The organism is Rhodococcus daqingensis (assembly GCF_042665615.1).
Lineage (GTDB): Bacteria > Actinomycetota > Actinomycetes > Mycobacteriales > Mycobacteriaceae > Rhodococcus_G > Rhodococcus_G daqingensis.
Genome location: NZ_JBHTCS010000024.1, coordinates 1 through 26322 on the forward strand (window position 1 = coordinate 1; position 26322 = coordinate 26322).

At 68.6% G+C, this 26322-nt stretch carries 26 protein-coding genes; 21 read left to right on the forward strand and 5 right to left on the reverse strand.

Going from position 1 to position 26322, the window contains the following annotated elements; genetic code table 11:
• From infB to truB, 8 genes are all read left to right on the forward strand, one after another.
• A partial coding sequence (infB, locus tag ACFQS9_RS19175; RefSeq protein WP_378407594.1) for a translation initiation factor IF-2 occupies positions 1-2462 on the forward strand: 2462 nt, incomplete at its 5' end.
• A 78-nt stretch (positions 2463-2540) separates the two neighbouring features.
• The gene (locus tag ACFQS9_RS19180; protein WP_378408263.1) at positions 2541-2831 is read left to right on the forward strand and encodes a DUF503 domain-containing protein; all 291 of its coding nucleotides are present in this window, start codon (positions 2541-2543) and stop codon (positions 2829-2831) included.
• Positions 2832-2913: 82 nt separating this feature from the next.
• Positions 2914-3387, forward strand: a complete 474-nt coding sequence (gene rbfA / locus ACFQS9_RS19185) for a 30S ribosome-binding factor RbfA (protein ID WP_072753876.1) — start codon at positions 2914-2916, stop codon at positions 3385-3387.
• 8 nt (positions 3388-3395) lie between these two features.
• Positions 3396-4376: a DHH family phosphoesterase gene (locus ACFQS9_RS19190; RefSeq protein ID WP_378407596.1), complete on the forward strand. Its 981-nt coding sequence runs from the start codon at positions 3396-3398 to the stop codon at positions 4374-4376.
• Positions 4377-4418: 42 nt separating this feature from the next.
• Complete coding sequence (locus ACFQS9_RS19195) at positions 4419-5777, forward strand: MATE family efflux transporter (RefSeq protein ID WP_378408264.1); 1359 nt, start codon at positions 4419-4421, stop codon at positions 5775-5777.
• A gap of 5 nt (positions 5778-5782) precedes the next feature.
• Positions 5783-6709, forward strand: a complete 927-nt coding sequence (locus tag ACFQS9_RS19200) for a metallophosphoesterase family protein (RefSeq protein ID WP_378407598.1) — start codon at positions 5783-5785, stop codon at positions 6707-6709.
• The gene (gene npt, locus ACFQS9_RS19205; RefSeq protein WP_378407600.1) at positions 6706-7374 is read left to right on the forward strand and encodes a 4'-phosphopantetheinyl transferase Npt; all 669 of its coding nucleotides are present in this window, start codon (positions 6706-6708) and stop codon (positions 7372-7374) included. Before ACFQS9_RS19200 ends, npt begins: the two co-directional genes overlap by 4 nt.
• 11 nt (positions 7375-7385) lie before the next feature.
• A complete protein-coding gene (gene truB / locus ACFQS9_RS19210; RefSeq protein WP_378407602.1) occupies positions 7386-8303 on the forward strand; it encodes a tRNA pseudouridine(55) synthase TruB in 918 nt (305 codons plus the stop codon).
• Here the strand turns inward: truB and ACFQS9_RS19215 are convergent.
• A complete protein-coding gene (locus ACFQS9_RS19215) occupies positions 8292-8993 on the reverse strand; it encodes a hypothetical protein (protein WP_378407604.1) in 702 nt (233 codons plus the stop codon). The two genes, truB and ACFQS9_RS19215, sit on opposite strands and share 12 nt — an antisense overlap.
• Before the next feature lie 80 nt (positions 8994-9073).
• Here ACFQS9_RS19215 and ACFQS9_RS19220 point away from each other — a divergent pair, with 80 nt between their 5' ends.
• A complete protein-coding gene (locus tag ACFQS9_RS19220) occupies positions 9074-9880 on the forward strand; it encodes a crotonase/enoyl-CoA hydratase family protein (protein ID WP_378407606.1) in 807 nt (268 codons plus the stop codon).
• Positions 9881-9885: 5 nt separating this feature from the next.
• Here ACFQS9_RS19220 and ACFQS9_RS19225 read toward each other — a convergent pair whose 3' ends face one another.
• Positions 9886-10593, reverse strand: a complete 708-nt coding sequence (locus tag ACFQS9_RS19225) for a metal-dependent transcriptional regulator (RefSeq protein ID WP_378408265.1) — start codon at positions 10591-10593, stop codon at positions 9886-9888.
• Between the two features lie 196 nt (positions 10594-10789).
• On the opposite strand from ACFQS9_RS19225, the gene ACFQS9_RS19230 reads away from it, so the two are divergent.
• From ACFQS9_RS19230 to ACFQS9_RS19260, 7 genes are all read left to right on the forward strand, one after another.
• Positions 10790-11506 carry a TetR/AcrR family transcriptional regulator gene (locus tag ACFQS9_RS19230; RefSeq protein ID WP_378407607.1) on the forward strand — a complete coding sequence of 239 codons (717 nt, stop codon included), beginning with the start codon at positions 10790-10792 and terminating at the stop codon, positions 11504-11506.
• A gap of 43 nt (positions 11507-11549) precedes the next feature.
• The gene (locus ACFQS9_RS19235; RefSeq protein WP_378407609.1) at positions 11550-12530 is read left to right on the forward strand and encodes a bifunctional riboflavin kinase/FAD synthetase; all 981 of its coding nucleotides are present in this window, start codon (positions 11550-11552) and stop codon (positions 12528-12530) included.
• A gap of 135 nt (positions 12531-12665) precedes the next feature.
• Entirely contained in the window at positions 12666-12935 is a 270-nt protein-coding gene (gene rpsO, locus ACFQS9_RS19240) for a 30S ribosomal protein S15 (RefSeq protein ID WP_027499433.1), read from the forward strand.
• Between the two features lie 379 nt (positions 12936-13314).
• Positions 13315-15597, forward strand: coding sequence for a polyribonucleotide nucleotidyltransferase (locus ACFQS9_RS19245; RefSeq protein ID WP_378407610.1), 2283 nt, complete (start codon positions 13315-13317; stop codon positions 15595-15597).
• 136 nt (positions 15598-15733) lie between these two features.
• A complete protein-coding gene (locus ACFQS9_RS19250; RefSeq protein ID WP_378407612.1) occupies positions 15734-17065 on the forward strand; it encodes a M16 family metallopeptidase in 1332 nt (443 codons plus the stop codon).
• Between the two features lie 3 nt (positions 17066-17068).
• Positions 17069-17446 carry a VanZ family protein gene (locus ACFQS9_RS19255; RefSeq protein WP_378407614.1) on the forward strand — a complete coding sequence of 126 codons (378 nt, stop codon included), beginning with the start codon at positions 17069-17071 and terminating at the stop codon, positions 17444-17446.
• Positions 17447-17450: 4 nt separating this feature from the next.
• Positions 17451-18557, forward strand: a complete 1107-nt coding sequence (locus tag ACFQS9_RS19260) for an alcohol dehydrogenase catalytic domain-containing protein (RefSeq protein WP_378407616.1) — start codon at positions 17451-17453, stop codon at positions 18555-18557.
• A gap of 4 nt (positions 18558-18561) precedes the next feature.
• On the opposite strand, the gene ACFQS9_RS19265 is transcribed toward ACFQS9_RS19260, so the two are convergent.
• The gene (locus tag ACFQS9_RS19265; protein ID WP_378407618.1) at positions 18562-19509 is read right to left on the reverse strand and encodes a hypothetical protein; all 948 of its coding nucleotides are present in this window, start codon (positions 19507-19509) and stop codon (positions 18562-18564) included.
• Between the two features lie 317 nt (positions 19510-19826).
• On the opposite strand from ACFQS9_RS19265, the gene ACFQS9_RS19270 reads away from it, so the two are divergent.
• From ACFQS9_RS19270 to ACFQS9_RS19285, 4 genes are read left to right on the forward strand one after another with little or no spacing between them, the layout of a single operon-like run.
• Positions 19827-20486 (forward strand): hypothetical protein, encoded by a 660-nt coding sequence (locus tag ACFQS9_RS19270; protein ID WP_378407620.1) that lies wholly within the window; start codon positions 19827-19829, stop codon positions 20484-20486.
• Between the two features lie 55 nt (positions 20487-20541).
• Entirely contained in the window at positions 20542-21297 is a 756-nt protein-coding gene (gene dapB, locus ACFQS9_RS19275) for a 4-hydroxy-tetrahydrodipicolinate reductase (RefSeq protein ID WP_378407622.1), read from the forward strand.
• The gene (locus tag ACFQS9_RS19280) at positions 21294-21764 is read left to right on the forward strand and encodes a hypothetical protein (RefSeq protein WP_378407623.1); all 471 of its coding nucleotides are present in this window, start codon (positions 21294-21296) and stop codon (positions 21762-21764) included. The genes dapB and ACFQS9_RS19280 overlap by 4 nt, the downstream gene beginning before the upstream one ends.
• A 19-nt stretch (positions 21765-21783) precedes the next feature.
• Positions 21784-22236 carry a flavodoxin family protein gene (locus ACFQS9_RS19285; protein ID WP_378407625.1) on the forward strand — a complete coding sequence of 151 codons (453 nt, stop codon included), beginning with the start codon at positions 21784-21786 and terminating at the stop codon, positions 22234-22236.
• Between the two features lie 10 nt (positions 22237-22246).
• Here the strand turns inward: ACFQS9_RS19285 and ACFQS9_RS19290 are convergent, their stop codons facing one another.
• Positions 22247-23668, reverse strand: coding sequence for a serine hydrolase domain-containing protein (locus ACFQS9_RS19290; protein WP_378408266.1), 1422 nt, complete (start codon positions 23666-23668; stop codon positions 22247-22249).
• A 128-nt stretch (positions 23669-23796) separates the two neighbouring features.
• Positions 23797-25176: an alpha/beta hydrolase gene (locus ACFQS9_RS19295; protein WP_378407627.1), complete on the reverse strand. Its 1380-nt coding sequence runs from the start codon at positions 25174-25176 to the stop codon at positions 23797-23799.
• 538 nt (positions 25177-25714) lie between these two features.
• On the opposite strand from ACFQS9_RS19295, the gene ACFQS9_RS19300 reads away from it, so the two are divergent.
• Positions 25715-26311, forward strand: coding sequence for a pentapeptide repeat-containing protein (locus tag ACFQS9_RS19300; RefSeq protein WP_378407629.1), 597 nt, complete (start codon positions 25715-25717; stop codon positions 26309-26311).
• Positions 26312-26322: the final 11 nt, after the last annotated feature.

The following is a 26322-nucleotide window of genomic DNA, read 5'->3' on the forward strand; positions in this document are numbered from 1 at the left end:
CAGCCCCCGCGGCTCCGGCCGCACCCGTGGCCCCCGCCGCGAGCGCTGCCCCGGCGGCACCCGCGGGTCCGAAGCCCGGCCCGAAGCCGCCGCGCGTCGGTAACAACCCGTATTCCTCGGCCCCGGCCGAGCGTCCCGCGCCGCGCCCGGCGCCCGGCGCACCCCGCCCCGGCGGCCCGCGTCCCGCACCCGGTCAGGGCGGACCCCGTCCCGCACCCGGCGCGCCGCGTCCCGCCGCAGGTCAGGGTGGTCCCCGTCCGGCTCCCGGCCAGGGCGGACCGCGTCCGAGCCCCGGCTCGATGCCTCCTCGCCCGAACCCGGGCGCCATGCCGTCTCGTTCGGCACGCCCCGCACCCGGTGCCGGTAGGCCCGGCGGCGGTCGTCCCGGCGGTCCCGGCGGTCGCCCGCCCGGTGGCGGCGGATACCGCGGTGGCGGAGCTCCCGGCGCAGGTGCAGGCACGGGTGCTCCCGCCGGTGGCGCTCCCGCCGGTGGTTTCCGCGGTCGTCCCGGTGGCGGCGGTGGCCGCCCCGGCCAGCGCGGTGCCGCGGCAGGCGCGTTCGGTCGCCCCGGTGGCGCCCCGCGTCGTGGACGCAAGTCGAAGCGGCAGAAGCGGCAGGAATACGACTCCATGCAGGCGCCCGCCGTCGGCGGCGTCAGGCTGCCCCGCGGCAACGGCGAGACCATTCGTCTCGCCCGCGGCGCATCGCTCTCGGACTTCGCGGAGAAGATCGACGCGAACCCGGCAGCACTCGTGCAGGCGCTGTTCAACCTCGGCGAGATGGTCACGGCCACCCAGTCGGTGAACGACGAGACCCTCGAGCTGCTCGGCGGCGAGATGAACTACGTCGTGCAGGTCGTCAGCCCGGAGGACGAGGACCGCGAGCTGCTCGACTCGTTCGACCTCACCTACGGCGAGGATGCCGGCGGCGAGGAAGACCTCGAGTCCCGCCCGCCGGTGGTCACCGTCATGGGCCACGTCGATCACGGTAAGACCCGACTGCTCGACACGATCCGTAAGGCCAACGTCCGTGAGGGCGAGGCCGGCGGCATCACCCAGCACATCGGCGCCTACCAGGTGCTCACCGAGCTGGACGGCAACGAGCGTCTGGTCACCTTCATCGACACCCCCGGTCACGAGGCCTTCACGGCCATGCGTGCCCGTGGTGCGAAGGCTACCGACATCGCGATCCTCGTGGTCGCGGCCGACGACGGCGTCATGCCGCAGACGGTGGAGGCGATCAACCACGCCCAGGCGGCCGACGTGCCGATCGTGGTCGCGGTGAACAAGATCGACAAGGAGGGGGCGAACCCCGACAAGATCCGCCAGCAGCTCACCGAGTACGGCCTCGTCACCGAGGAGTACGGCGGCGACACCATGTTCGTCAACATTTCGGCCAAGCAGGGCACCAACATCGATGCCCTCCTGGAAGCGGTGCTGCTGACCGCGGATGCCTCCCTGGATCTGCGCGCCAACCCGGACATGGACGCTCAGGGTGTCGCCATCGAGGCGCACCTCGACCGTGGCCGCGGCCCCGTCGCGACCGTGCTCATCCAGCGCGGAACGCTGCGGGTCGGCGACTCGATCGTGGCGGGCGACGCCTACGGACGCGTTCGCCGCATGGTCGACGAGCACGGCGACGACGTCCTCGAGGCGCTCCCGTCGCGTCCTGTCCAGGTGGTCGGCTTCACCTCCGTGCCCGGTGCAGGCGACAACCTGCTCGTGGTCGACGAGGACCGGATCGCCCGGCAGATCGCGGACCGTCGCAATGCGCGCAAGCGCAACGCGCTGGCCGCACGCAGCCGCAAGCGGATCAGCCTCGACGATCTCGATGCAGCGCTGAAGGAGACCTCGCAGCTCAACCTGATCCTCAAGGGCGACAACTCGGGCACCGTGGAGGCGCTCGAGGAGGCCCTGCTGGGCATCCAGATCGACGACGAGGTGCAGTTGCGCGTCATCGACCGCGGTGTCGGCGGCGTGACCGAGACGAACGTGAACCTGGCCTCGGCCTCGAACGCGATCATCATCGGCTTCAACGTCCGCGCCGAGGGCAAGGCCACCGAGCTGGCGAACCGCGAGGGCGTCGACATCCGGTACTACTCGGTGATCTACCAGGCCATCGACGAGATCGAGAAGGCCCTCAAGGGCATGCTCAAGCCGATCTACGAAGAGGTCGAGCTGGGCAAGGCGGAGATCCGCGCGATGTTCCGCTCCTCGAAGGTCGGCAACATCGCCGGCTGCCTGGTCACCTCCGGGTCGATCAAGCGCAACGCCAAGGCACGCCTCATCCGCGACAGCGTCGTGGTGGCGGAGACGGTCACCATCTCCTCGCTCAAGCGGGAGAAGGACGACGTCACCGAGGTCCGCGAGGGCTACGAGTGCGGTCTGACCGTCACCTACAACGACATCAAGGTCGGTGACGTGATCGAGGCGTACGAGCTTCGCGAGAAGCCGCGCGACTGAGCAGAGTGACACCCAGTGCGCGCCCCGTCGACCACCGGTCGGCGGGGCGCGCACTGGGCAAGCCGACGGGAGGCCTCGTTGTACCTCGGTGCTCTTGAGCTGGACATCCTGCTCGGCGACGTGCGTTCGCTCAAGGAGAAGCGGTCGGTGGTCAAACCCGTGATCGCGGCCCTGGCCCGCTACGGGGTGTCCGTCGCGGAGACCGGCGAGCAGGACCGGTACCGGCGATCACTGCTCGGGGTGGCGGTCGCGAGTGCGGACGTCGGCCACCTCACCGAGGTCCTCGACACCTGCGAGCGGCACGTCGCGGGCCGGCCGGAGTTGCAGTTGCTGGCGGTGCGGCGAAGGATCTTCGGACCCGAGGACTAACGGACCGAGAGGTCCGTGTGGAATTGAATTGCTTCATCCGACGGCAGCGCCGCCGGATGAGATCGAGAAGGGACACCCCGTCATGGCAGATCCGGCGAGAGCGCGCAAGCTGGCCAAGCGCATCGCGACGATCGTCGCATCGGCGATCGGGGGCGAGATCAAGGATCCGCGCCTGGACTACGTCACGATCACCGACGCCAAGGTGACCGCGGACCTGCACGACGCGACGGTCTATTACACGGTTCGCGGAGTCGACCTCGAGACCGAACCCGACTACGAGGGCGCCGCGGCAGGCCTGGCGAAGGCCACCGGATCGCTGCGGTCGAAGGTGGGCGCGGGCACCGGCGTGCGGTTCACCCCGACGTTGACGTTCGTCGCCGACACCGTGCCCGACGCGGCCCGGCACATGGAGGAGCTCCTCGCGAAGGCCCGCGCGGCCGACGACGAGGTGGCCCGTGCCCGGGAGAACGCCACCCACGCGGGCGAGGCCGACCCCTACAAGGAGCCGCGTTCGGTGGACGACGAGGACGACGACCGGGTCGGCGAGGACGACTAGGGCCCGGGATGACCGTGACCGCGCAGAACTCTGAGATCGACCTCGCCGGTGCGATCGGGCTGTTGTCGGCCGCCGGGTCGGTGACGGTGCTGTGTCACGTCCAGCCGGATGCGGACACCATCGGGAGTGGACTCGCCCTGGCGATCGTGCTCGAACGCAAGGGTGTTCCCGTTCAGGTGTCGTTCGCCCAGCCGGACGAGCTGCCCGAGTCGATGAGCGAGCTGCCCGGAACGCACCTGCTGGCCCCGGCCGGCCAGGTCGAATCCGAGGTGGATCTGCTGGTGACGGTGGACTGCGGTAGCCGCGGTCGGCTCGGGCACCTGGCGGACCGGTTCGACGGCGCGCGGACCAGCCTGGTCATCGACCACCACCGCTCCAACACCCGGTACGCGGAGTACAACCTGGTCGACGACTCCGCCGAGTCCACGACCGCGATCCTCGCGCGGCTCTTCGACGAGTGGGGTGTGGAGATCGACCGGGACATCGCGCACTGCCTGTACGCGGGACTGGTCACCGACACCGGATCGTTCCGCTGGGTCCAGCCCGGTACCCACCTGCTGGCCGAGCGGCTCATCGACACCGGTATCGATTCGGCGGAGATCGCCCGGCGACTGCTCGACACCCATCCGTTCGGTTGGCTGCCGATGCTGGCCTCCGTCTTGGGGTCGGCCCAGCTGGTCCCGGACTCCGCGGAGGGGTTGGGGCTCGTGTACGCGCTCCTGCGCCACGAGGACACCATCGGGATGCGCTCGGAGGAGATCGAGAGCGTGATCGACATCGTGCGCACCACGTCCGAGGCGGAGGTCGCGGCGGTGCTGAAGGAGACCGCACCCGGTCACTGGTCGGTGTCGCTGCGGTCGAAGGCCGCCGTCGACGTGTCCACAGTTGCCGCTCGGCTCGGCGGGGGCGGACACCGGTTCGCCTCCGGGTACACCGCAGAGGGCGACAGCGAGTACGTGGTCGCCGCGCTGCTCGGCGCCCTCTCGTGAGCGACGTTGGCTGAGCCGACCGCCTCGCGGAGCCGGGCCGAACTGACCGCCTCGCGGCGCCGGGCCGAACCGACGGCTTCGCGAATCCTCGGGTTGGCGCTGCCCGCACTGGGCGTGCTGGCCGCGGAACCGCTGTACCTGCTCTTCGACATCGCGGTGGTCGGTCGGCTCGGCGCGCTGGCGCTGGCCGGACTCGCCGTCGGCGGGCTGATCCTGGCCCAGGTCAGCACCCAGCTCACCTTCCTGTCCTACGGCACCACCGCCCGCGCCGCCCGGATGCACGGCTCCGGAGACGAACCGGGCGCGGTCCGCGAGGGCGTGCAGGCGAGTTACCTGGCCGCGGGCATCGGACTCGTGATCATCGCCGCGGTGCAGATCCTGGCCGAACCCGTGACCTCGCTGATCGCCGGGGGCGGCGACATCGCCGCGGAGGCGCTGACGTGGCTGCGGGTCGCGGTGTTCGGGGCGCCGCTGATCCTGATCGCCATGGCGGGCAACGGCTGGATGCGCGGGGTCCAGAACACGATGCGACCGCTGCGCTTCGTCCTCGCTGGGCTCGGGCTGTCCGCCGTGCTGTGCCCGGTCCTGGTGCACGGTCTGCTCGCGGCCCCGCGCTGGGAGTTGGTCGGCTCGGCGGTCGCCAATGTCATCGGGCAGTCGGTGACCGCAGCGTTCTTCGTGGTGGCGCTGCTGCGGCAGGCTCGCTCCGCGGGCTCAGCGGTTTCCCTGCGGCCGGACTCGGCGGTGATGCGGGCACAGGTGGTGCTGGGCCGGGACCTGATCCTGCGGAGCCTCGCCTTCCAGGCCTGTTTCCTGTCGGCGGCCGCCGTCGCGGCCCGGTTCGGGGCGGCCGCGGTCGCGGCCCATCAAGTGGTCTTGCAGCTCTGGAACCTGGTCGCGTTGACCCTGGACTCGCTCGCGATCGCCGCGCAGACGCTGGTCGGAGCGGCGCTCGGCGCGGGCAGGGCGGCGCAGGCGAAGGGGCTGGCGCGGCGGCTCACCAAGTGGTCCACCGTGTTCGCGGTGGCGCTGGCCGCGGCGTTCGCGATCGGCCACACGGTGATTCCGGCACTGTTCACCGACGACGCCGCCGTCATCGACCAGATCGGCGTGATCTGGTGGTTCTTCGTCGCGATCATGCCGGTCGCCGGTGTGGTCTTCGCGCTGGACGGGGTGCTGCTCGGCGCGGGCGACGCGCCGTTCCTGCGCAACGCGACGCTCGGCTGTGCGATCGTCGGGTTCCTGCCCCTGATCTGGCTCTCGCTCGTCCAGGACTGGGGTCTGGCGGGAATCTGGTCGGGGCTTACGGTGTTCATGGTGCTGCGGATGCTGGCCGTCGTGTGGCGGGTGGGTTCCGGGCGATGGGCTGTGACCGGTGCCGATATTCAGGCGGGAAGGTAGTGCACGTGACGCGCAAGCTGTGGGCGGTGAGCGACATCCATGTCGGCCATCGCGGGAATCGTCCGATCACCGAGGAGCTGTACCCGGAATCACCGGAGGACTGGCTCATCCTGGCGGGCGACGTCTCGGAGAAGACCGACGACATCGCCTGGGCGCTGAAACTGCTGCGCAGCCGGTTCGAGAAGGTGATCTGGGTGCCCGGCAACCACGAACTGTGGACCACGGCAAAGGATCCCGTCCAGATCCACGGCGCGGCTCGGTACGACTACCTGGTCGCGATGTGCCGCGAACTCGACGTCATCACGCCCGAGGACCCCTATCCGGTGTGGGAGGGCGAGGGCGGCCCGGCCACGCTGGTGCCGATGTTCTTGCTCTACGACTACACGTTCAGGCCGCCCGGTTCGATCTCCAAGGAACACGCCCTGCAGATCGCCCGGGACAAGAACGTGGTCGCCACCGACGAGTTCCTGCTCTCCAGCGAGCCGTACAGCACCAGGGAGGCCTGGTGTCACGCCAGGATCGAGTCCACCCGGGCGCGGCTCGACGCGCTGGACCTGACCATCCCGACGGTGCTGATCAACCACTTCCCGCTGGTCCGCGAGCCCACCTCGGTGTTGTTCTACCCGGAGTTCTCGCTGTGGTGCGGCACCGAGCTGACGGCTGATTGGCACACCCGGTACAACGCCGTCTGCAGCGTGTACGGCCACCTGCACATCCCGCGCACCACTTACTACGACGGGGTCCGCTTCGAGGAGGTCTCGCTCGGCTATCCGCGCGAGTGGCAGCGCCGTGGGATGCCCGAGCGGCTGCTGCGCCAGATCCTGCCGGTGCCCGAGTACCCGCCGGGCGCGCTGAACAAGTGGGGCGGCCACTTCAAGGTCACCCCGGAGCAGGAAGCCGAGTTCGATGCGATGAGGGCGGGGCGCACGTGATCGAGAAGATTCTGCCGACCGGCGTCGCGTACGCCGAGCTGTTCGAGGACCCGCCGGGGCTCGCGCCGCACCCGCAGGAGGAGGCGCTGATCGCCAGGGCGGTCGACAAGCGGCGACGCGAGTTCACCAGTGCCCGGCATTGCGCGCGGGTAGCGCTCGACAAGCTCGGCATGGACCCGGCACCGATCCTCAAGGGCGAGCGGGGCGTCCCGCTGTTCCCGCGTGGGGTGGTCGGCAGCCTGACGCACTGCGACGGCTACCGCGGTGCGGTCCTCGGCTACTCGATGCAGGTCCGGTCGGTCGGCATCGATGCCGAGCCCCACGGGCCGTTGCCGGACGGCGTCCTCGACGCGGTGAGCCTGCCCGAGGAGCGCACCGCGATCGCGGCGTCCGCCGAGAGCGTCGTGCACTGGGACCGGATTCTCTTCTGCGCCAAGGAGGCCACCTACAAGGCGTGGTTCCCGCTGACCGGCCGCTGGCTCGGGTTCGAGGACGCGCACATCACGTTCACCCTGGCCGAGTCCACGGCCGGTGCGGCGGCGGGCACCTTTCATTCGAAGCTACTGGTGCCGGGGGAGACGGTGTCGGGGCCACCGTTGTCCTCGTTCGACGGACGCTGGATGGTCGCCGACGGCCTGGTCATCACCGCGATCACCGTCCAGTAGTCTCGAAACCCGTGTCTTCCCACCGCAAACCGTCCTCCGGCCTCGTTGGCGCCGGGCTGCTGATCGTCGACAAGGATGCGGGGATGACCAGTCACGACGTCGTGGCGCGTTGTCGCAAGATCCTGAACACGCGCAAGGTCGGGCACGCGGGGACCCTCGATCCGATGGCCACCGGGGTGCTGGTGCTCGGCGTCGAGCGGGCCACCAAGTTGCTGGGGCTGCTCTCCCTGACCACCAAGGCGTACACGGCCACCATTCGGCTCGGTCAGTCGATGACCACCGACGACGCCGAGGGCGAGCTGATCTCGGAGGCCGACGCCTCCGCCGTCGCCGACGACGAGATCGCGGCCGTGATGTCCACCCTGACCGGCGACATCACCCAGGTCCCGGCGAGCGTCAGCGCGATCAAGGTGGACGGGCAGCGGGCACACAAGCTGGTCCGCGCCGGCGAAGAGTTCGAGCTCAAGGCCCGGCCCGTCACGGTGGACCGGTTCGAGCTGACCGCGACGCGCCGCACGGGCGGGTTCGTCGACCTCGACGTGGAGGTCGAATGTTCGTCCGGCACCTATGTCCGGGCCCTGGCCCGTGATCTGGGCGCCGCCCTGGGCGTCGGGGGCCACCTCACCGTCCTGCGCCGGACCCGGGTCGGTCCGTTCACCCTGGAGCATGCGCGCACTCTCGAGGAGTTGGCCGAGAATCCGGCGGTCAGCCTCGATATCGACCAGGCCGCCCAGACCGCGTTCGCGCACCGGCACATCGACGCGGACCAGGCCGAGTCGATCAGCCAGGGACGGTGGCTGGAGCCGGTCGGGATCCCGGGCACCTACGCGGCGATCGACCCGAGTGGGCACACGATCGCGCTGCTGCAGGAGCGCGGCAGGCGGGCGAGCTCGGTGATGGTGGTGCGGCCGGCGACACTACGGCAGTGACGCCGCGGGAGTCGCCTTCCGCACCATGAGCGCGCCCAGCCAGATGGACCACACCGCCACGACGAGAAGCCCTATCGGGAACAGGACCATGCCGGTCAGCATCGTCACCCCGGTGACCATCTGGGTCACGCCGACGATGCTGCTGATGGACCCGACGATCACCCCGACCCAACCGAGCCAGGATGGGTAGCCGTCCCCCGCGACGATGGCCACACCGTAGAGAAGCGGTGTGGCGCCACAGAGCAATACCGCGCTTCCTGCCGCCAGCGTCATCGCGAGCTCGTAGCCGACGCTGCCCGCCGACGCTGCGAGATCCCTCTGCGCCGGGTCGGCGCCGGACCACGTCTCGGCCAGCGCGGGCAGGGCAACCGACTCGATCAGCATGAGCAGAACGCCCAGCCCGACGCCGACGATGGCGAACGACCAGGCGAGGCGTGCCCAGGCAGTGCCCCGCTCGCCGGTCACCGAGTGGGTCAGGCCGTAGAACGCTCCCAGGAGCAGGGCGATCCCGATCAGGATCACCACGTGCAGCCCCACCCATCTGCCGGACCCGGCGACCACCTCGAGCAGGCTCTCCGCATCGTGCAACTGCCCTCGTTCGCGGGGATGCAGGACGACGCCTCCCACGATCAGGATGCCGCCGACGATCGCGGCCACTCCACCAATCCTCAGAACCAGGTGATTTGGCATCTCGAATCTCCTTGGTGAGAGCCTGATTGTCCCACGCGGAGGGGCAACCTGATCGAGACCGCGAGCGCTACGCTGCCGGGATGACCACACCGCGTGTGCTCGTCGAGATCGACGGCCCGGTCGCCCATGTGATCCTGAACCGTCCCGACAAGCTCAACGGCGTCGATCTCGACATGCTGGCCGAGCTCGTCGCCGCAGCGAAGTCGCTGCGCCGCAACCGCGAGATCCGGGCTGTCATCCTGCGGGGCAACGGCGATGCCTTCTGTGCCGGGCTCGACTTCGCCTCGGCGCTCCGGAGTCCCGCCCGGATCGCGCGGTCCTTCGTGCCCTCGCCGCTGCGCGGGACCAACCTGTTCCAGCGCGCGCACTGGGTGTGGCGGGAGCTGCCGGTGCCGGTCATCGCGGTCACCCACGGCCGGTGCTACGGGGCGGGCCTGCAGCTCGCGTTGGCCGCCGACTTCCGTTACTCGACCCCCGACTGCGAATGGTCGGTGCTCGAGGCCAAGTGGGGCCTGGTGCCGGACATGGCCGGGACGGTGCCGCTGAGCGAGCTGGTCGCTGCGGACGTCGCGAAGCGGCTGACGATGACCGGCGAGATCGTCAGCGGCACGCGGGCGAGGGAGCTGGGACTCGTGTCGGAGGTCGCCGACGATCCGCTGACCGAGGCACGGGAGTTCGTGCAGGTACTCGCGACCCGGTCGCCGGACTCGGTCGCCGCCGCCAAGAAGCTACTGAACGAGACCCGGCGCGGCCGGCCAAGGCGCGCGTTCCGGATCGAGCGCAGGCTGCAGTTCGCGATGCTGCGGTCGAAGAACGCGGGGATCGCGCGGAAGGCGAACTTCGCCGGCGACTCGCCGGACTTCGGTCCGAGGAGCTTCGGCCGCTGACCCCGTCAGCCCTCGACGAGCCAGATTGCGTCGGCGGCGGGATTGCCCAGGTCGATCGTCTCGCCGACGCCCTCCCCGAGCCGGACCGACACGGTGCCGGCGTAGTCCCGCCGTTCGATGACGGTGATCCTCAGGTCGAGGGCGATCCCCACCGTGTCGAAGTACCGCAGCATCGCCGGGTCGGAGTCGGAGATCCGCGCGACCCGGCCGCTCTGGCCGTCCGCGAAATCGCTGAGCTGCCGGGCGGGAGGGGTCGGAATCGCGCCGTCCGCGGTCGGGATCGGGTCGCCGTGTGGGTCGCGTTCCGGATGGCCCAGCTTGGCGTCGATGCGGGCGATCATCAGTTCGGAGACCGCGTGCTCGAGGACCTCGGCCTCGTCGTGGACCTCGTCCCAGCCATAGCCGAGCTCGTTGACGAGGAAGGTCTCGATCAGCCGATGTCGGCGGACCATGCCGATCGCGGCGGCGCGTCCCCGGTCGGTCAATGCGATCGAGCCGTACCGGGCATGGTCGACCAGGCCCTGACCGGCCAGTTTGCGGATGGCCTCGGACACGGTCGAGGCCGACACCCCGATCTTCTCGGACAGCATCTTCGTCGACACGTGCTCGCCGGACCATTCGCCGGCCGTCCAGATCACCTTGAGGTAGTCCTGGGCGACGGTGGTCAGGGATTCCGGTGCCGCCGCACTCCCTGTCTCGCTCGGTCCACTCATGCTCTCGGCCACGATGATGAGCTTAGGCAATACACGCCTGCGGGCATAAGCCGACACTCTCGGCGCCCGCGGTCGGGGGACCGGACCAGGGGGATTTGCGGGGGATAGGGGGTGCGGGCGCGGGCCGGCCCCTATTCGCCCCCTAACGTGTCTTCGCGGCCATGGCGCGGCGTGTTTGCGCTGGTATCAATGTGCGATGACCTCCACGATGATGACCGACGCGATGATGGCCGATGCGGTGACGGGTCAGTCGGCGGGCTCCGCTCCGGCTTCGTCCCCCCGGCTGACGGCCGACGAACGCCGCAGGCAGTTGATCGAGTGCGCGCTCGACATCGCCGAGCGCGGCGGAGTCGCCGCCGTCACGGTGCGGGCGATCGCCCGGGAGGCGGGGATCTCCCTCGGCATGGTGCACTACTGCTTCTCCAGCAAGGAAGCCCTGCTGACCGAGATGGCCGAGCGGCTCGTGCTGGAGCTCAGCACCGCCTCGCAGATGGTGCTGGCCGCGGTGGGTGAGGCGCCCCAGGAGCACGGGCGGGCGGGATTGCGCGACCTCGTCCGGATCGGGCTGGACGCCATGTGGTCGATCGTGGCGGCCAATCCGAACCGCAGATTGCTGACCTACGAGATCGCCACCCACGCACTGCGCCTTCGCGCGGTCGGATCGGCGGCCGCGGGCGCCGTCGTCGGCGAGCAGTACCGCATGATGGACTCCGAGGTCACGGCCTTTCTCGGCGAGTGCGCGTCCCGTACCGGGATGGTGTGGGCCGAGCCGGTCGAGCGGATCGCGCACCGGAGCCTGTCCATCATCGACGGTCTGGTGCTGCGATGGCTGGTCGACCGGGACCACGAGGCGATCGCCGTGGAACTCGGCGAGGTCGCGAATGCGATCGCCGCGAAGGCCGTCGAGTCCTGAGCCGAAGGTGACGCACTCCGGCGGGGGCCGTAGGCTGCCACTCGTGCAGAGATGGCGAGGTCTCGATGAAGTGCCTGCCGACTGGGGTCGTTGTGTGCTCACGATCGGCGTTTTCGATGGCGTGCATCGTGGGCACGCGCAACTGATCAGCAGGGCGGTCAAGGCTGCCAGCGAGCGCGGAATCGCAAGTGTGCTCATGACTTTCGATCCGCATCCGGCGGAGGTCGTGCGTGCGGGCAGTCACCCCGCGCAGCTGACGACGCTTGCGCGCAGGGCGGAACTGGCCGAGGAACTCGGTATCGACGTCTTCTGCGTGATGCCGTTCACGCCGGAGTTCATGAAGCTGACCCCGGAGCGCTACGTGCACGAGATCCTCGTGGAGCGGCTGCACGTGGCCGAGGTGGTGGTCGGCGAGAACTTCACCTTCGGGCGCAAGGCGGCCGGCAACGTCGACCTGCTCCGCAAGACCGGCGAACGCTTCGGGTTCGCGGTCGACGGGGTCGGTCTGCTGGCCGAACACGCGGTGACCTTCTCGTCGACGTACATCCGGTCCTGTGTGGACGCGGGCGACGTCGCGGCCGCATCCGAGGCGCTCGGCCGACCGCACCGGGTCGAGGGCGTGGTGGTGCACGGCGACGGGCGCGGTCGCAAGCTGGGCTTCCCGACGGCGAACATCGCGCCTCCCATGTACTCGGCCATTCCCGCGGACGGTGTGTACGCGGCCTGGTTCACCGTCCTGGGCGCCGGTCCGCTGACCGGGACCGTGATCCCGGGGGAGCGGCACCAGGCGGCGGTCTCGGTGGGCACGAACCCCACGTTCTCCGGGCGCACCCGCACGGTGGAGGCCTTCGTGCTCGACGGCGAGGCCGATCTGTACGGCCAGCACGTCGCGGTCGATTTCGTGGAGCGGCTGCGCGGCATGGAGAAGTTCGACTCCGTCGACGCACTCGTCGAACAGATGGGCCGGGACGCGCAGCGCGCGCGTGAGCTCCTCGCCGAGGCGGACCTGCGGCACGGGGAGTGAGAACGCGCAGGTAACTGCTGGTATCATTCTTCGTCGGTGTGTGCTGCGGTCCGCGGTGGCCGCACCAACCGGGCCGACACCCTCGGGTGTGGGCCCTGTTCCAATCACGCGGACGTCAGTTACAGGAGATCCACAGTGGCATTGACCACCGAAGAGAAGAAGGCCGTGCTCGGCGAGTACGGACTGCACGAGACCGACACCGGTTCGCCGGAGGCGCAGGTCGCGATGCTCACCAAGCGCATCGTCGACCTCACCGAGCACCTGAAGAAGCACAAGCACGACCACCACTCCCGCCGCGGCCTGCTGCTGCTGGTCGGACGCCGTCGTCGTCTGCTCAAGTACGTTCAGAAGGTGGACATCGAGCGTTACCGCTCGCTGATCGAGCGTCTGGGCCTGCGTCGATAATTCGGCGCACGGTGACCCGCGACACGTCGCGGGCCGTCAGGACGTGAACTTCCCGGTAGCCGGCAGGACGAGTGCATAGACTTGGCCTCGCCGGCTACCGGTGTTTTTCGCACCACAGCTATTTGCAGCACCACCGGATCCATGGGGATCCAGCCGTACGTACCTGAAGCCGTGGCGTCGGTCCTCGGTAGTGGTCACTCGGACGCGTCGTTCTCATGACGACGTCATCCGGAGGGCTTCGATCGATGACCGCCTCCGCGCAGCGATGCTCCCGCCCGCCTCGGGCGCTGGATCGTCGTGATGGTGCGCGTCGCAGCCAGGAGGGTTGCGCCGCCCACACACGGATACGGCAAAAGACGAGAGGACGAGAAGAGAAAAGATGACAGTGAATCCCGCAGTAGAGGTCGACGAGGGCGTGTTCGAATCCACCGCCGTGATCGACAACGGGAGCTACGGCACCCGCACCATTCGTTTCGAGACCGGCCGTCTCGCCCAGCAGGCCGCCGGCTCCGTCGTCGCCTACCTGGACGACGAGACCATGCTGCTGTCGGCCACGACGGCCAGCAAGCACCCCAAGGAGCACTTCGACTTCTTCCCCCTCACGGTGGACGTCGAGGAGCGCATGTACGCCGCCGGACGCATCCCCGGTTCGTTCTTCCGTCGCGAGGGCCGCCCCTCGACCGACGCGATCCTGACCTGCCGCCTGATCGACCGGCCGCTGCGCCCGACCTTCGTGGACGGCCTGCGCAACGAGATCCAGGTCGTGGTGACGGTCCTGAGCCTGGACCCGAAGGATCTCTACGACGTCGTCGCGATCAACGCGGCCTCCGCGTCCACGCAGATCGCCGGCCTGCCGTTCTCCGGCCCGATCGGCGGTGTCCGCGTGGCGCTGATCACCTCGGACGAGAACAAGGCCGGCCAGTGGGTCGCCTTCCCGACGGTCGAGCAGCTCGAGAACGCCGTCTTCGACATGGTCGTCGCGGGCCGCATCGTCTCCGGCTCCGGTGACAGCGCGGACGTCGCGATCATGATGGTCGAGGCCGAGGCCACCGACAACGTCATCGAGAAGATCGCGGGCGGCGCGCAGGCACCGACCGAGGCGATCGTCGCGCAGGGCCTCGAGGCCGCCAAGCCGTTCATCGCGCGGCTGTGCGAGGCCCAGCAGGCGCTTGCCGCCAGCGCCGCGAAGCCGACCGGCGACTACCCGGTGTTCCCCGCCTACCAGGACGACGTCTTCGCCGCCGTGGAGAAGGCCGCAGCCGAGAAGCTCAGTGCCGCACTGACCATCGCGGGCAAGCAGGAGCGCGACGACAAGACCGACGAGGTCAAGGTCGAGGTGCTCGAGCAGGTCGCCCCGAACTTCGAGGGTCGTGAGAAGGAGATCGGCGCGGCCTTCCGCTCGCTGACCAAGAAGCTGGTCCGCCAGCGGATCCTCAAGGACCACTTCCGCATCGACGGCCGTGGCATCACCGACATCCGGTCGCTCTCGGCCGAGGTCGCGGTCATCCCGCGGGCGCACGGCAGCGCGCTGTTCGAGCGTGGCGAGACCCAGATCATGGGCGTGACCACCCTCGACATGGTCAAGATGGCGCAGCAGATCGACTCGCTGGGGCCCGAGACCAGCAAGCGGTACATGCACCACTACAACTTCCCGCCGTACTCCACCGGTGAGACCGGTCGGGTGGGTTCGCCGAAGCGTCGCGAGATCGGCCACGGTGCCCTCGCGGAGCGCGCCCTGATGCCGGTGCTGCCGAGCCAGGACGAGTTCCCGTACGCGATCCGTCAGGTCTCGGAGGCGTTGGGTTCCAACGGTTCCACCTCGATGGGTTCCGTGTGTGCCTCCACCCTGTCGCTGCTCAACGCCGGTGTGCCGCTCAAGGCTCCGGTCGCGGGCATCGCGATGGGCCTTGTCTCCGACGAGGTCGACGGCGAGACCCGGTACGTGGCGCTCACCGACATCCTCGGTGCCGAGGACGCCTTCGGCGACATGGACTTCAAGGTCGCGGGCACCAAGGACTTCGTCACGGCGCTGCAGCTGGACACGAAGCTCGACGGTATCCCCTCCCAGGTCCTGGCCGGCGCGCTGTCGCAGGCGCACGACGCCCGCACCACGATCCTCGAGGTCATGGCCGAGGCCATCGACACCCCGGACGAGATGAGCCCGTACGCCCCGCGCGTCACGGCCATCAAGGTGCCCGTCGACAAGATCGGCGAGGTCATCGGGCCCAAGGGCAAGATGATCAACTCGATCACCGAGCAGACCGGTGCGAACATCTCCATCGAGGACGACGGCACCGTGTTCGTCGGCGCCACCGATGGCCCGTCTGCGCAGGCCGCGATCGACATGATCAACGCCATCGCCAACCCGCAGCTGCCCAAGGTGGGCGAGCGCTTCCTCGGCACGGTCGTCAAGACCACCGCCTTCGGCGCGTTCGTCTCGCTGCTCCCGGGCCGCGACGGTCTGGTGCATATCTCGAAGCTGGGCAACGGCAAGCGGATCGCCAAGGTCGAGGACGTGGTCAACGTGGGCTCCAAGCTCCGCGTCGAGATCGCCGACATCGACAACCGCGGCAAGATCTCGCTGATCCCCGTCGAGGACGACGCCGCGGCGTCGGACGCGCCTGCGGACGCGGCCGCCGACGAGGCGACCGACTCGGAGTAGATCCGGGCCGAACCGCTGGTAGAGCACCGGTGCTCCCGCGCACATGCGCGGGGGCACCGGTGTTTTCGTGGACCATCCGGTGTGTACTGTTTGAGCCTCACACCCGCACAGTTGACGAGGACCGCTGACCCCTTACATGGCCGAACACAATCGCAGTCGAACCTCCGCACTGACCACCAGATCCCAGGACTTCGGAGTCAGGCGCACCGTGCTTCCCGGTGGTCTGCGGGTGGTCACCGAGCACATGCCGGGGGTCCGCTCCGCATCGGTGGGAGTGTGGGTCGGCGTCGGATCGCGCGACGAGCAGCCGACCGTGGCGGGCGCCGCGCATTTCCTCGAGCACCTGCTGTTCAAGTCGACCCCGACCCGGAGTGCGCTCGAGATCGCCCAGGTGGTCGACGGCATCGGCGGCGAGCTCAACGCGTTCACCTCCCGCGAGCACACCTGCTTCTATGCGCATGTTCTCGACGACGACCTGCCCCTGGCCATCGACCTGGTCAGCGATGTCGTGCTGCGCGGGCGCTGCCGATCCGACGACGTCGACATCGAGCGGCAGGTGGTGCTCGAGGAGATCTCGATGCGCGACGACGACCCCGAGGACCTGCTCGGCGACGACTTCCTGACCGCGTTGTTCGGCGACCACCCGGTGGGCCGCCCGGTGATCGGCAGCGTCGAGTCGATCGAGTCGATGTCCCGGACCCAGCTGCACTCGTTCCACGTCCGCCGGTACACGCCGCAGCGGATGGTCGTCGCGGTGGCGGGCAATGTCGACCACGACGAGACCGTCGCCATGGTGCGGCGCAGCTTCAAGGGGCACCTCACCCGTGGCGCGAAACCGGCGGAGCGGCGCGAGGGGAGGCTCCGGCTGCGCACCGTCCCCGAGCTGACCCTGCGGGGGCGAGACAGCGAGCAGGCCCACCTGTGCCTGGGCGTCCGCGCATTCGGGCGGCACGAAGGGCACCGCTGGGCGTTGTCGGTCCTCAACACGGCGGTCGGTGGCGGACTCAGTTCCCGTCTGTTCCAGGAGATCCGGGAATCTCGCGGCCTCGCGTACTCGGTGTACTCGAGCATCGACACGTTCGCGGACAGTGGGGCCTTTTCCGTGTATGCGGGGTGTCAGCCGGAGAACCTGGGCGAGGTGACGACGGTGATCCGCGAGGTGCTGGCGTCGGTGGCCTCGAACGGGATCACCGACGACGAGTGCGCGCGGGCCAAGGGTTCGATCCGCGGCGGGCTGGTGCTCGGTCTGGAGGACTCCGGCTCCCGGATGCACCGGATCGGTCGCAGCGAGCTGAACTACGGGAACCATCGCAGCATCTCGGAGACGCTGAAGCGGATCGACGAGGTGACCACCGAGGAGGTGCGCGAGGTCGCCGCCATCCTGCTGAGCCGGCCGTTCGGCGCGTCGATCGTCGGCCCCTACAAGCGCAAGAGGGACCTGCCCGCGCCCGTCCGTGGAATCGTCTGACCCGTGCCGCCACTCCGGTCGAGGCGGGCGGCGCCGCTCGCCGTCGTCATACTCATCACCCTCGTGATGCTGTTCTCGCCGGGGTCGACGGTGCCGAGCGGACCGCCGAACAGCGACAAGATCACCCACCTGCTGATGTTCGCGGCGCTGGCGTACGCGGCGCGATTCGCGGGGTTCGGTGTGACCGCGGTGATCGTCTGGGCAGGTCTCTACGCGGCGGTGTCGGAGGTCCTGCAGGGACTGCTGCCGATCCACCGGAGCGCGTCGGTCTGGGACTGGGTCGCGGACGTCGTGGGTGTGGCAATCGGGCTGGTGATCTTCCGGGCGTGGCAGGCTGGACGGCGGAGACCGACACCGGGCGGTCGCGTCGAGGAGAGGTAGCGGCATGCGGATTCGTGGTGCGGTGCTGGACGAGATCGGCCGGGAGCGTCCCTTCGCCCGGTCGCGACCCATCTCGATCTCGGAACTCGAACTCGACGGGCCGGGACCGGGCGAGCTGCTGGTCCGCATCGAGGCGGCCGGCCTGTGCCATTCGGACCTGTCCGTGGTGGACGGCAACCGGGTGCGGCCCGTGCCGATGCTGCTCGGCCACGAGGCTGCGGGCGTGATCGAGCAGATCGGCGAGGGTGTGACCGATGTCCGCGTCGGCGCGCGGGTGGTGATGACCTTCCTGCCGCGGTGCGGCGAATGCCCGGGCTGCGCGACCGATGGTCGGATGCCGTGCAGTGCCGGGAGTGCGGCGAACAATGCGGGCACCCTGCTCGGCGGCGGGGAGCGCCTGCACCGCGACGGCGTGACGGTGCATCACCACCTCGGCGTGTCGGGATTCGCGACGCACGCGGTGGTCGACCGACGCTCGGTGGTCCCGGTGGGGTCGGACGTCCCGCCCGAGGTCGCCGCGGTGCTCGGCTGCGCGGTCCTGACCGGAGGCGGCGCGGTGCTCAATGCGGCGAACCCGGCACCGGGGGACTCGATCATGGTGGTCGGCCTGGGCGGGGTCGGGATGGCCGCGGTGCTCACCGCCGTCTCGCTCGGCCTCGGTGAGGTGATCGGTGTCGATGCGATGCCCGAGAAGCTCTCGGTGGCAACCGAACTCGGGGCCACCCAGGTGTACACCCCGGCGGAATTGGTGGAGCGGGGCGTGCGGGCCGACCTGGTGGTGGAGGCCGCGGGCAATGTGCGGGCCTTCGAGACCGCGGTGGCGGCGACGGCGCCCGGCGGCACCACCGTCACGGTCGGGCTGCCGAACCCGGAGGCCAGGTCGTCGATCTCGCCGCTGCTCCTGGTGGCCGAGGCCCGCACCATCGTCGGCAGCTACCTGGGGTCGGCGGTGCCTGCGCGCGACATTCCCCGGTACGCGCAGATGTGGCGGGAGGGCCGGCTGCCGGTGGAGAAGCTGATCTCCTCGCAGATCGCGCTCGAGGACATCAACCGCGGCATGGACGAGCTGGCCGAGGGCCGCGCGATCCGTCAGGTGATCGTGTTCGAATGAGGGGCTACAGGGTGATGGTGGTCGTGTCCTCAACCTTCAGTTCGCGATTGGTGCCGACGAAGGTGATCTTGAGGGTGTAGGCGCCCGTCGCTGGTGCGTCGATGAGGAAGACCAGCCACTGGCCTTCGACGTTGTAGCCCGAGCTGACACTCTTGTCGCCCGCGGGACTCCGGTAATCTGCGGGGACGGATTTGCCGTCGGGTGCTGTCAGCGTGAAGTCGTCACGGTGCATCGCGTAGCTGAGAACGCCGGGGCAGTCGAGGCACTCGGCGTTGTACTCGATCCAGAGTTCGTACTTGCCCTTTTCCCCCGGCTGGTAGCTCGGCCAAAGGAACGCTCTGGTCAGTTGAAAAGTGACCGCAGTGCCTATACCCATTGTTTGGCCCACCGGGATGCCCCGCGGCTCGATGGTCTCGACCTTGCCGTCCTCGGCGAACGGGATCTTGGTCTGATTGCTGTCGGTCTCGCCGTAGACGAGTGCTGCGGAGTCGAGCAACTGCTCGGGGTCGGCCTTGCTTCCGGACGCCTTGACCGAGGCCGTCGCGGTCCCCGACGCCTCACCGAATCCGGCGACCGTCTGTTCCTCGAATTTGACGTCGATGACCGAGCCCTGCACATCGAGATATGCCTCCTCGGGGGGAGGAGCCTTCACTCCCACCAGATTCTTGTAGCTCAGCTCCAGTTCCACGTCGGTAGTCGAGCCCGTCGGCGTCGCCGTCGCCTTGTCGACGGTGATCTCGAACCCGCCGAACCAGCCCGTCTTGTCGACGGTGATGTCGGCCGCCTCCCCAGCGGCGGCCGTTCCGGTCGTGGCGGTGCTTGCGGTCGTGCGGGTAGCGGCCGTGGTCGTGTCGGCCGCTTCCGGCGTGCCCGAGCCGCCATCGCCCGAGCATCCGGCGATCGCGAGGACACAGGCCGCGGCTACGTAGCTGAGCTTCCACGAAGGTCTCATGTCGATCCCTCTCGTTTTCGATCCGGGGCCGCACCGAAACAGGCCGCCGCGTGGGCGACAACGCCTAATGAAGGAAGCTGGTTGTGGCCTTGACGACGCACAGAGCGAGACGGGCCGGCCTACTCGGGCCGCGAAGTCCTCGGATGCCGATTGTGAAGGGCGGAGTGATCCGCATCTTCGAAGTATCGCCGTCGGCGGCGTCGTTGTCACGAGTGGTCGTGGTCGCCGTTCTATTCGACGTCGATGGAATGCGTGGGCGGCGTATCATCCGCTCGGTTGCCGAGGGGGCAACAGTCTCGACGGGGAGGAAAGCACGAATGATCGATCGTCCTGAGCATCTCGGTGGCCGGCGGGTACCCACGCTTCTCACAAGCTGCGTGCTGGCTACCGGGATCGTGCTGGGCGGTACGGGAGTCGCCGGGGCGGAATCCAGTTCGAGTTCCTCCTCCGCACTGGACGTGGAGTGGGAAGCGTCGTGGGCGGCCTACGAGTTCGAGAAGAGCGTGGCCGGCCCGGCACTGGCGACCGTGAACGTCACCCTGCCGATCACCATCAACGCGCCGATCGATCGGGTATTCCCGGCGTACTCGAACCTCTACAACAGCCTCGGACGGCACCCGTTCCTGAGCGGCGTGCTCGACCGCCGCACGTACATCGAGGGTGGCGCCGACGTCTGGGAGTTCATCGCCCTCGAGGACATCCCTGCGGGCTCGGCGTCGATCCCGGGACGCACCGTCGGACAGCAGCGGGTGTACGCCGCCGATCACTGGTACAGCACCGCCACCTGGGACGCGCCCGGCGTGATCACCCACCAGAAGGTCACCTTCGCCGCAGTAGGCGGCGCGACCACGGTCACCGAGCACCTGACCTTCTCGGCGCCGGCGCCGCTGATCGACTTCACCGTGAAGAACGGCGTGTCCTCGCACATCGAGAACCAGCAGGCCATGCAACGTGACATCGAGAACGGCACGCTCTAGCCGGTTGCGTAGGCTCTCACACAGCAACAGTGCGAGCGGACGGAGAGTGAAGCAAGTGACCTCAGCGCCAATCCGGGTCGGAGTCCTCGGTGCCAAGGGCAAGGTGGGCCGGGCGATCTGTGAGGCGGTCGAGGCCGCCGCGGACCTCGAGCTGGTCGCGCAGGTCGACCACGGCGACCGGATCGAGACGTTCGTCGACACCCGCACGCAGGTCGTGGTCGACTTCACGCACCCCGACGTCGTGATGGGCAACCTGGAGTTCCTCGTCGCGAACCGCATCCACGCGGTCGTCGGGACCACCGGATTCGACGACGCGCGGCTGGCCACGGTGCAGTCCTGGCTCGCGGAGAACCCGGAGGTGGGCGTGCTGATCGCGCCGAACTTCGCCATCGGGGCGGTGCTGTCGATGCGATTCGCCGAGCAGGCCGCCCGATTCTTCGACTCGGTGGAGGTCATCGAGCTGCACCACCCGAACAAGGCCGACGCCCCGTCGGGTACCGCGTACCGCACCGCCGCCTTGATCGCGGCCGCCCGGGCGAAGGCGGGGCGGGGACCGAGCCCCGATGCGACCACCACGGAGCTCGACGGTGCTCGCGGCGCCGACGTCGACGGGGTCCGGGTTCATTCCGTCCGCCTCGCCGGACTCGTTGCGCACCAAGAGGTTCTACTCGGCACCCAGGGGGAGACCCTGACCATCCGGCACGATTCGATCGACCGCAACTCCTTCGCGCCGGGCGTTCTACTCGGCGTCCGCGAGATCGCGGGCCGACCGGGCCTCACCGTCGGCATCGACCCCCTCCTGGACCTGTGAAGAAGGACGCGACCAAGATCGTCGTCACCATCGCGGCGATCGTCCTGGCGCTCGGCTTCTACTTCGTGTTGCTCGGGCAGCGCGGTATCGAGTTGATCCGGGAGGGCGGGGCGGCGCCGGTCGGGCTCGGTATCGGCGTGTTGCTGCTGCCGGTGCTCGGGATCTGGATCGTCTTCGTGACCCTGCGCGCCGGATTCGCGCACCAGCACCTCGCGCGGCGAATCGCGGACGAGGGCCTCGAGCTCGACGTGTCGGACCTGCCGAGGCGGCCCTCCGGCCGAATCGACAGGGACGCCGCCGATCAGCTTTTCGCACAGGTGAAGTCGGAGTGGGAGGCCGATCCGGACAACTGGCGCAACTCATACCGCCTCGCGCGCGCGTATGACTACGCCGGTGACCGCGGCCGCGCCCGCGACACCATGCGCCGGGCCGTCGCGTTGGAGCAGGCGGAGCGGGCGCAGGGCTGACCGACATAGGCTACCGGGTGTGCCGCGCCTGCTGATCATCCATCACACGCCCTCTCCGTTCATGCAGGAGATGTTCGAGGCGGTCGTTTCGGGGGCGACTGACCCCGAGATCGAGGGCGTGGAGGTAGTACGACGGGCCGCGCTCACCGTCTCTCCCACCGACGTCCTGGAGGCCGACGGCTACCTCCTCGGCACCCCGGCCAACCTGGGATACATGAGCGGCGGCCTCAAAGTCGCCTTCGATGTCATCTACTACCCGTGCCTGGACTCGACCCGTGGCCGTCCGTTTGGCCTCTACGTCCACGCCAATCAGGGCGCTGAGGGAGCTGAGCGGGCCGTCACCTCGATCACGACCGGCCTTGGCTGGGTGAAGGCGGCCGACTACGTGGTGGTGTCGGGCAAACCGACCAAGGCCGACCTCGAAGCGTGCTGGGAACTCGGCGCCACCGTCGCGGCGCAATTGATGGGTTGACGCCTCCGGTCTACTGCCGCTTGTACAGGCGCCCATGGCTGCGAAACCACGCTACGTTCCCGTTCGGGTCGCGGACAAAGTCGGATCGGGTGCCGACCGGTGCGCCATCCGGGCCGAGATCCAACCCGAAGTCGCGGCGGTAGAACGCGAGGCCCAGTTGTGGGCTCGTGTCCTCATCGGGGTTGGTGCTGGCATCGGCCGCGTCGCTGACGATGCCCTGCAGTTGACCATTGCTGCCGCGAAAGTCGATGACTGCCTGTTCCACCCCGCCGGATTCGGTGATCTGCTCGGTCACGTATCGCCCCTCGTAAGGTGCGAGATCGGCGGCGTCGAGACTGTGGGCTGTCGCGGGCAGGTTGCTGATACCAGCGAATCGGCGTAGGGCCCAGTCGTCGGCGAAGAGGTCGGTGGTCAGCTTCGCCCCACCCTCGGAGTTGGTGAGCAGGGTCATGGCAAAGTTGCGGCTCGGCACCATGAAGAACCCCGAGCGTTGGCCCTGCCAGGTTCCTCCGTGCTGGACGATCGTTTCGTTTTCGGCGGAGGGGCGCAGCATCCAGGTCACGCCCATGCCGGTGAGTTCCACCTGCAGCGTGCCGCCCACCCCGGGGTTGGAGCGCATGGCCAGGAGCGCCTGTGGACTCAACAGCTGGGTGCCGTTCGGCGCGGTACCGGCGCCGAGGTGAAAGCGTGCGTAACGCAGTTGATCCCGCACGCTGGAGATCAACGAACCGGTCGGGTTGCAGCTGCGCGGGAACAGCCAAAACGCGGTGTCGACAACGGGTTTGCCGTCGACAACGTTGTGGGAGGCGGCAATGTTCAAGCCGATGATCTCGTCGGAGAAGAATTGCGTATGACTCAATTCGAGTGGATCCAGCAACAGGTTCTGCACCGCTGCCTCATAGGACGATCCGGTGACGGCCTCGATGACGTGGCCGGCCGCAACCACACCGGCGTTGTTGTAGGCGAAGACGCTGCCTGGGGGAGTCAGTTGCGGCAGCCGGGTCATCGACGCGACGTAGCGGGCCAGCGCGTCATCGCCGCGCCCGAAGTCCTGTAGATCGTCGCCCAACCAGCCCGATGTGTGGTTCAAGAGTTGACGCATCGTGACCGTGGCGCTTGCTCCCGGGTCGGTGACGGCGAAGTCGGGCAGGTAGCGGCGCACCGGAGCGTCCAGGTCCACCGTGCCCTGATCCACCAATCGCATGATCGCCGTGCCGGTGAAGGTCTTGGTGGTGGATCCGATCCGAAACACGGTGTCGCCGTCAACGGGTACGGGACGGTCGACGTTGGTGACTCCGTACCCCTTGATGTATTCCTGACCGTTCGCCAGGACGCCGACCGCGACCCCGGGGATCCCGTAGGACTTCATGCCGGCCTCGATCTTGGCATCGAGTTCGTCGAACGCCGCGCCATTCGCGGTCGCCGGACTGATTGTCCCGGGCGCGGGCGAGGGCCGGGGTGAACACCCGTGCAACGCGAGCGCCGCGACGCCGGCGACGGCCCCGCCGAGCACGGCGCGACGCGACACCCCCCGGGCGTCCGGCGCACGGTTCTCGACGCTCACGGGAATGGCGGGATGATCTCGTAGGGGGGTGGTTGCGTCGAGCTGACGCAACTGGTGTCGGGAGCCCGCGGATCGTCGTAGAACGACGCGACCACGCGGGCGGCGCATGGGTCTGTGTAGATCCCATGTGCGACTCCGGGAACGGACACCACGGTGGCTTGCGAAAGATTCTGCGCCACATAGCTTCCCCATTGTGCTCCGGTCTGTCCATCGAAGCTGCCCGACAGGGCGAGCGTCGGGATGTCACTCTCGGTGACCGATCGGATGGACGCGGGGGCTTGGGGTACGTCCCATACGGTGCAGGCTTCGCGCAGGAACGGCAATTGCGGCGCATGGGCCCGAACGGAATCAGGAAACGCGGGGAATGCCTCCTGTGCCTTGCGGAGCTGGTCGTCGGTAGACTCGAACGGGACCCATTCGCTGCACCACACGCTCAATGCCAGTCCCCACCCGAACAATCCCTCCGTGCCGGGATGCACCCAGGCTGCGGCCCACTGTTGTGCGACCCGTTGCGGATTGCCGTGAGCCAGTTCGTCGACCGCTGCCGGAAACTCGGCCGGAAGATGCGTGGCCACGGGGACGAACCAGTTCAGCAGTGCATTACCGTCGAGCACCACCGTGGTGTCTCCGACTTCGGGCACAGTGACCGTGGTCGTGACCGGGCGCTCCTCGAGCTGATTGACCAGCTTCGTGAAAGTCTCCGCCAGATCGGGATAACGCGCCTGACATTCGGCTTGGGCCGCACAGGCTTTCGTCATGGCGTCGAAGGCTTCCTTCGCGCTGCTCCACGTCCAGCCCGGGCTGGCGACCGACGGCGGCGTAACCCCGTCGAGCGTCACCGACCGGATGGCCTGGGCGTCCTGGCGCATGTATATCAGCGCCAGGTCGGTGCCGTAGGAGTGGGAATACACATTCCACTGCTCGATACCCAGTGCTTTCCGCAGGTCGATGAGATCGTAGGCACTCTCAGTCGAGTTGAACGCCGCAAGATCGGCGATGGGAGCGAGGCGTTCGCGGCACGCCTTCGCCGCCTGTACGTACAGATCGCCGGTGGATGCTGCGCCGTACACCAAACCGACGCGGCGCGCATAGAACTCCTCGATCTCAGGACAGGGCAGCGCCGGCTGTGACGAATGATCCCCGCGCTGGGTCAGCAGGATCAGATCACGGTTGCGGTTGAGGCCCACATCGCTCGGGACGGGAGGCGCCAAGATCGCATCGCTTCCCGGGCCACCGGTCAGGAACACGATGGGATCGGCGGCGGGAGGCTGCGTTTCCGAAGGAATGATCGCGACCGCCAGACGAAGCGACCGCCCGCCGGTCGTGGTCCGATTCTCGGGCACGACCAGCTGTCCACAGCGCGCCTTCTCCAGCATCGGTACCGGCTCCGGTGTGGGTGGGCATGGACCCTCCACGAACTGCGCCGGCGGATGCGCGGCGGTCGTCGCCGATGTCGCATCGCCAGGAGAACTGGGCCCACCGCAGGCCGCACAGACCACCGCAACGGTCAACACGAGGGAGAAACCGCCTATATGCGGGCGGCGTGTGCCACGCGAGAATCGAAGGCGATTCGGGACGAATCTGGCGATCGCCATAGCAGATATTGTTGCACCGGCCTCGCGGCCACTGGAACGAATTCGCCGAGATCAGCAGTTCTATCTCGCGACGAGACGCCGGTACTCCATTGAACAAAGAGTGCGGAAATCAGGAAACCCGCGCATGTTTGATAGCTATCCTTCGCAAGTTTCGAATCTCAGTATATGGACCCGAGTGGGCGCTCGTTCTGGTCGAATGTGGCCGGGGGGAGCGCTGAAAACCGTTCGCCCCACCGATCGATCCGAGGATTCTTCCGACGAGAGAAGGGTGAGCTGGATGACGTTTTCGAACAATGAGTGGGTAGGGGTTCGGCGGGCGATGGCCCGGAGAGTCGGCGCGGTCGTGTTCGGCACCGGAATGGCCCTGGCGGCAATGGTGGCGGTGGCTCCGCTTGCGGGCGCCGACATCGTCATCGGCACCTGCACGATCACCGACCCGAACCCGCCGCCGACCGTGTGCCCGGGCGCGGACCTGTCCGGCGCGAACCTGAGCATGCTCAACCTGTCCAACGCGAATCTGGCCGGCGCGGACCTGTCCGGCGCGAACCTGAACGGCACGACCCTGTCCGGTGCCATTCTCACCGGCGCCAACCTGACCGGAGCTCTCCTGGGCGGTGCGAATCTGTCGAATGTGTCCGCCGCCGACGTCAATCTGACCGATGCCGATCTGACCTACGCGAGGCTGACCGGCGCGAACCTCGTCGAGGCGGAACTGGTCAATGCCACCTTCACCTACGCGAGCCTGGTGGGCGCCGATCTCACGGACGCGAATGTCACCGGTGCCATTGGTCTGAACTGGACCGGTGCGACCGGGCCGGGCGCACCGGGTCCGCAGGGGCCTCCCGGACCCGCGGGGCCCGCCGGACCTGCAGGTCCTCCCGGGCAGGGATCGCTGGAGAACCTGTTCGGTTCCTAGCCCAAACGCGT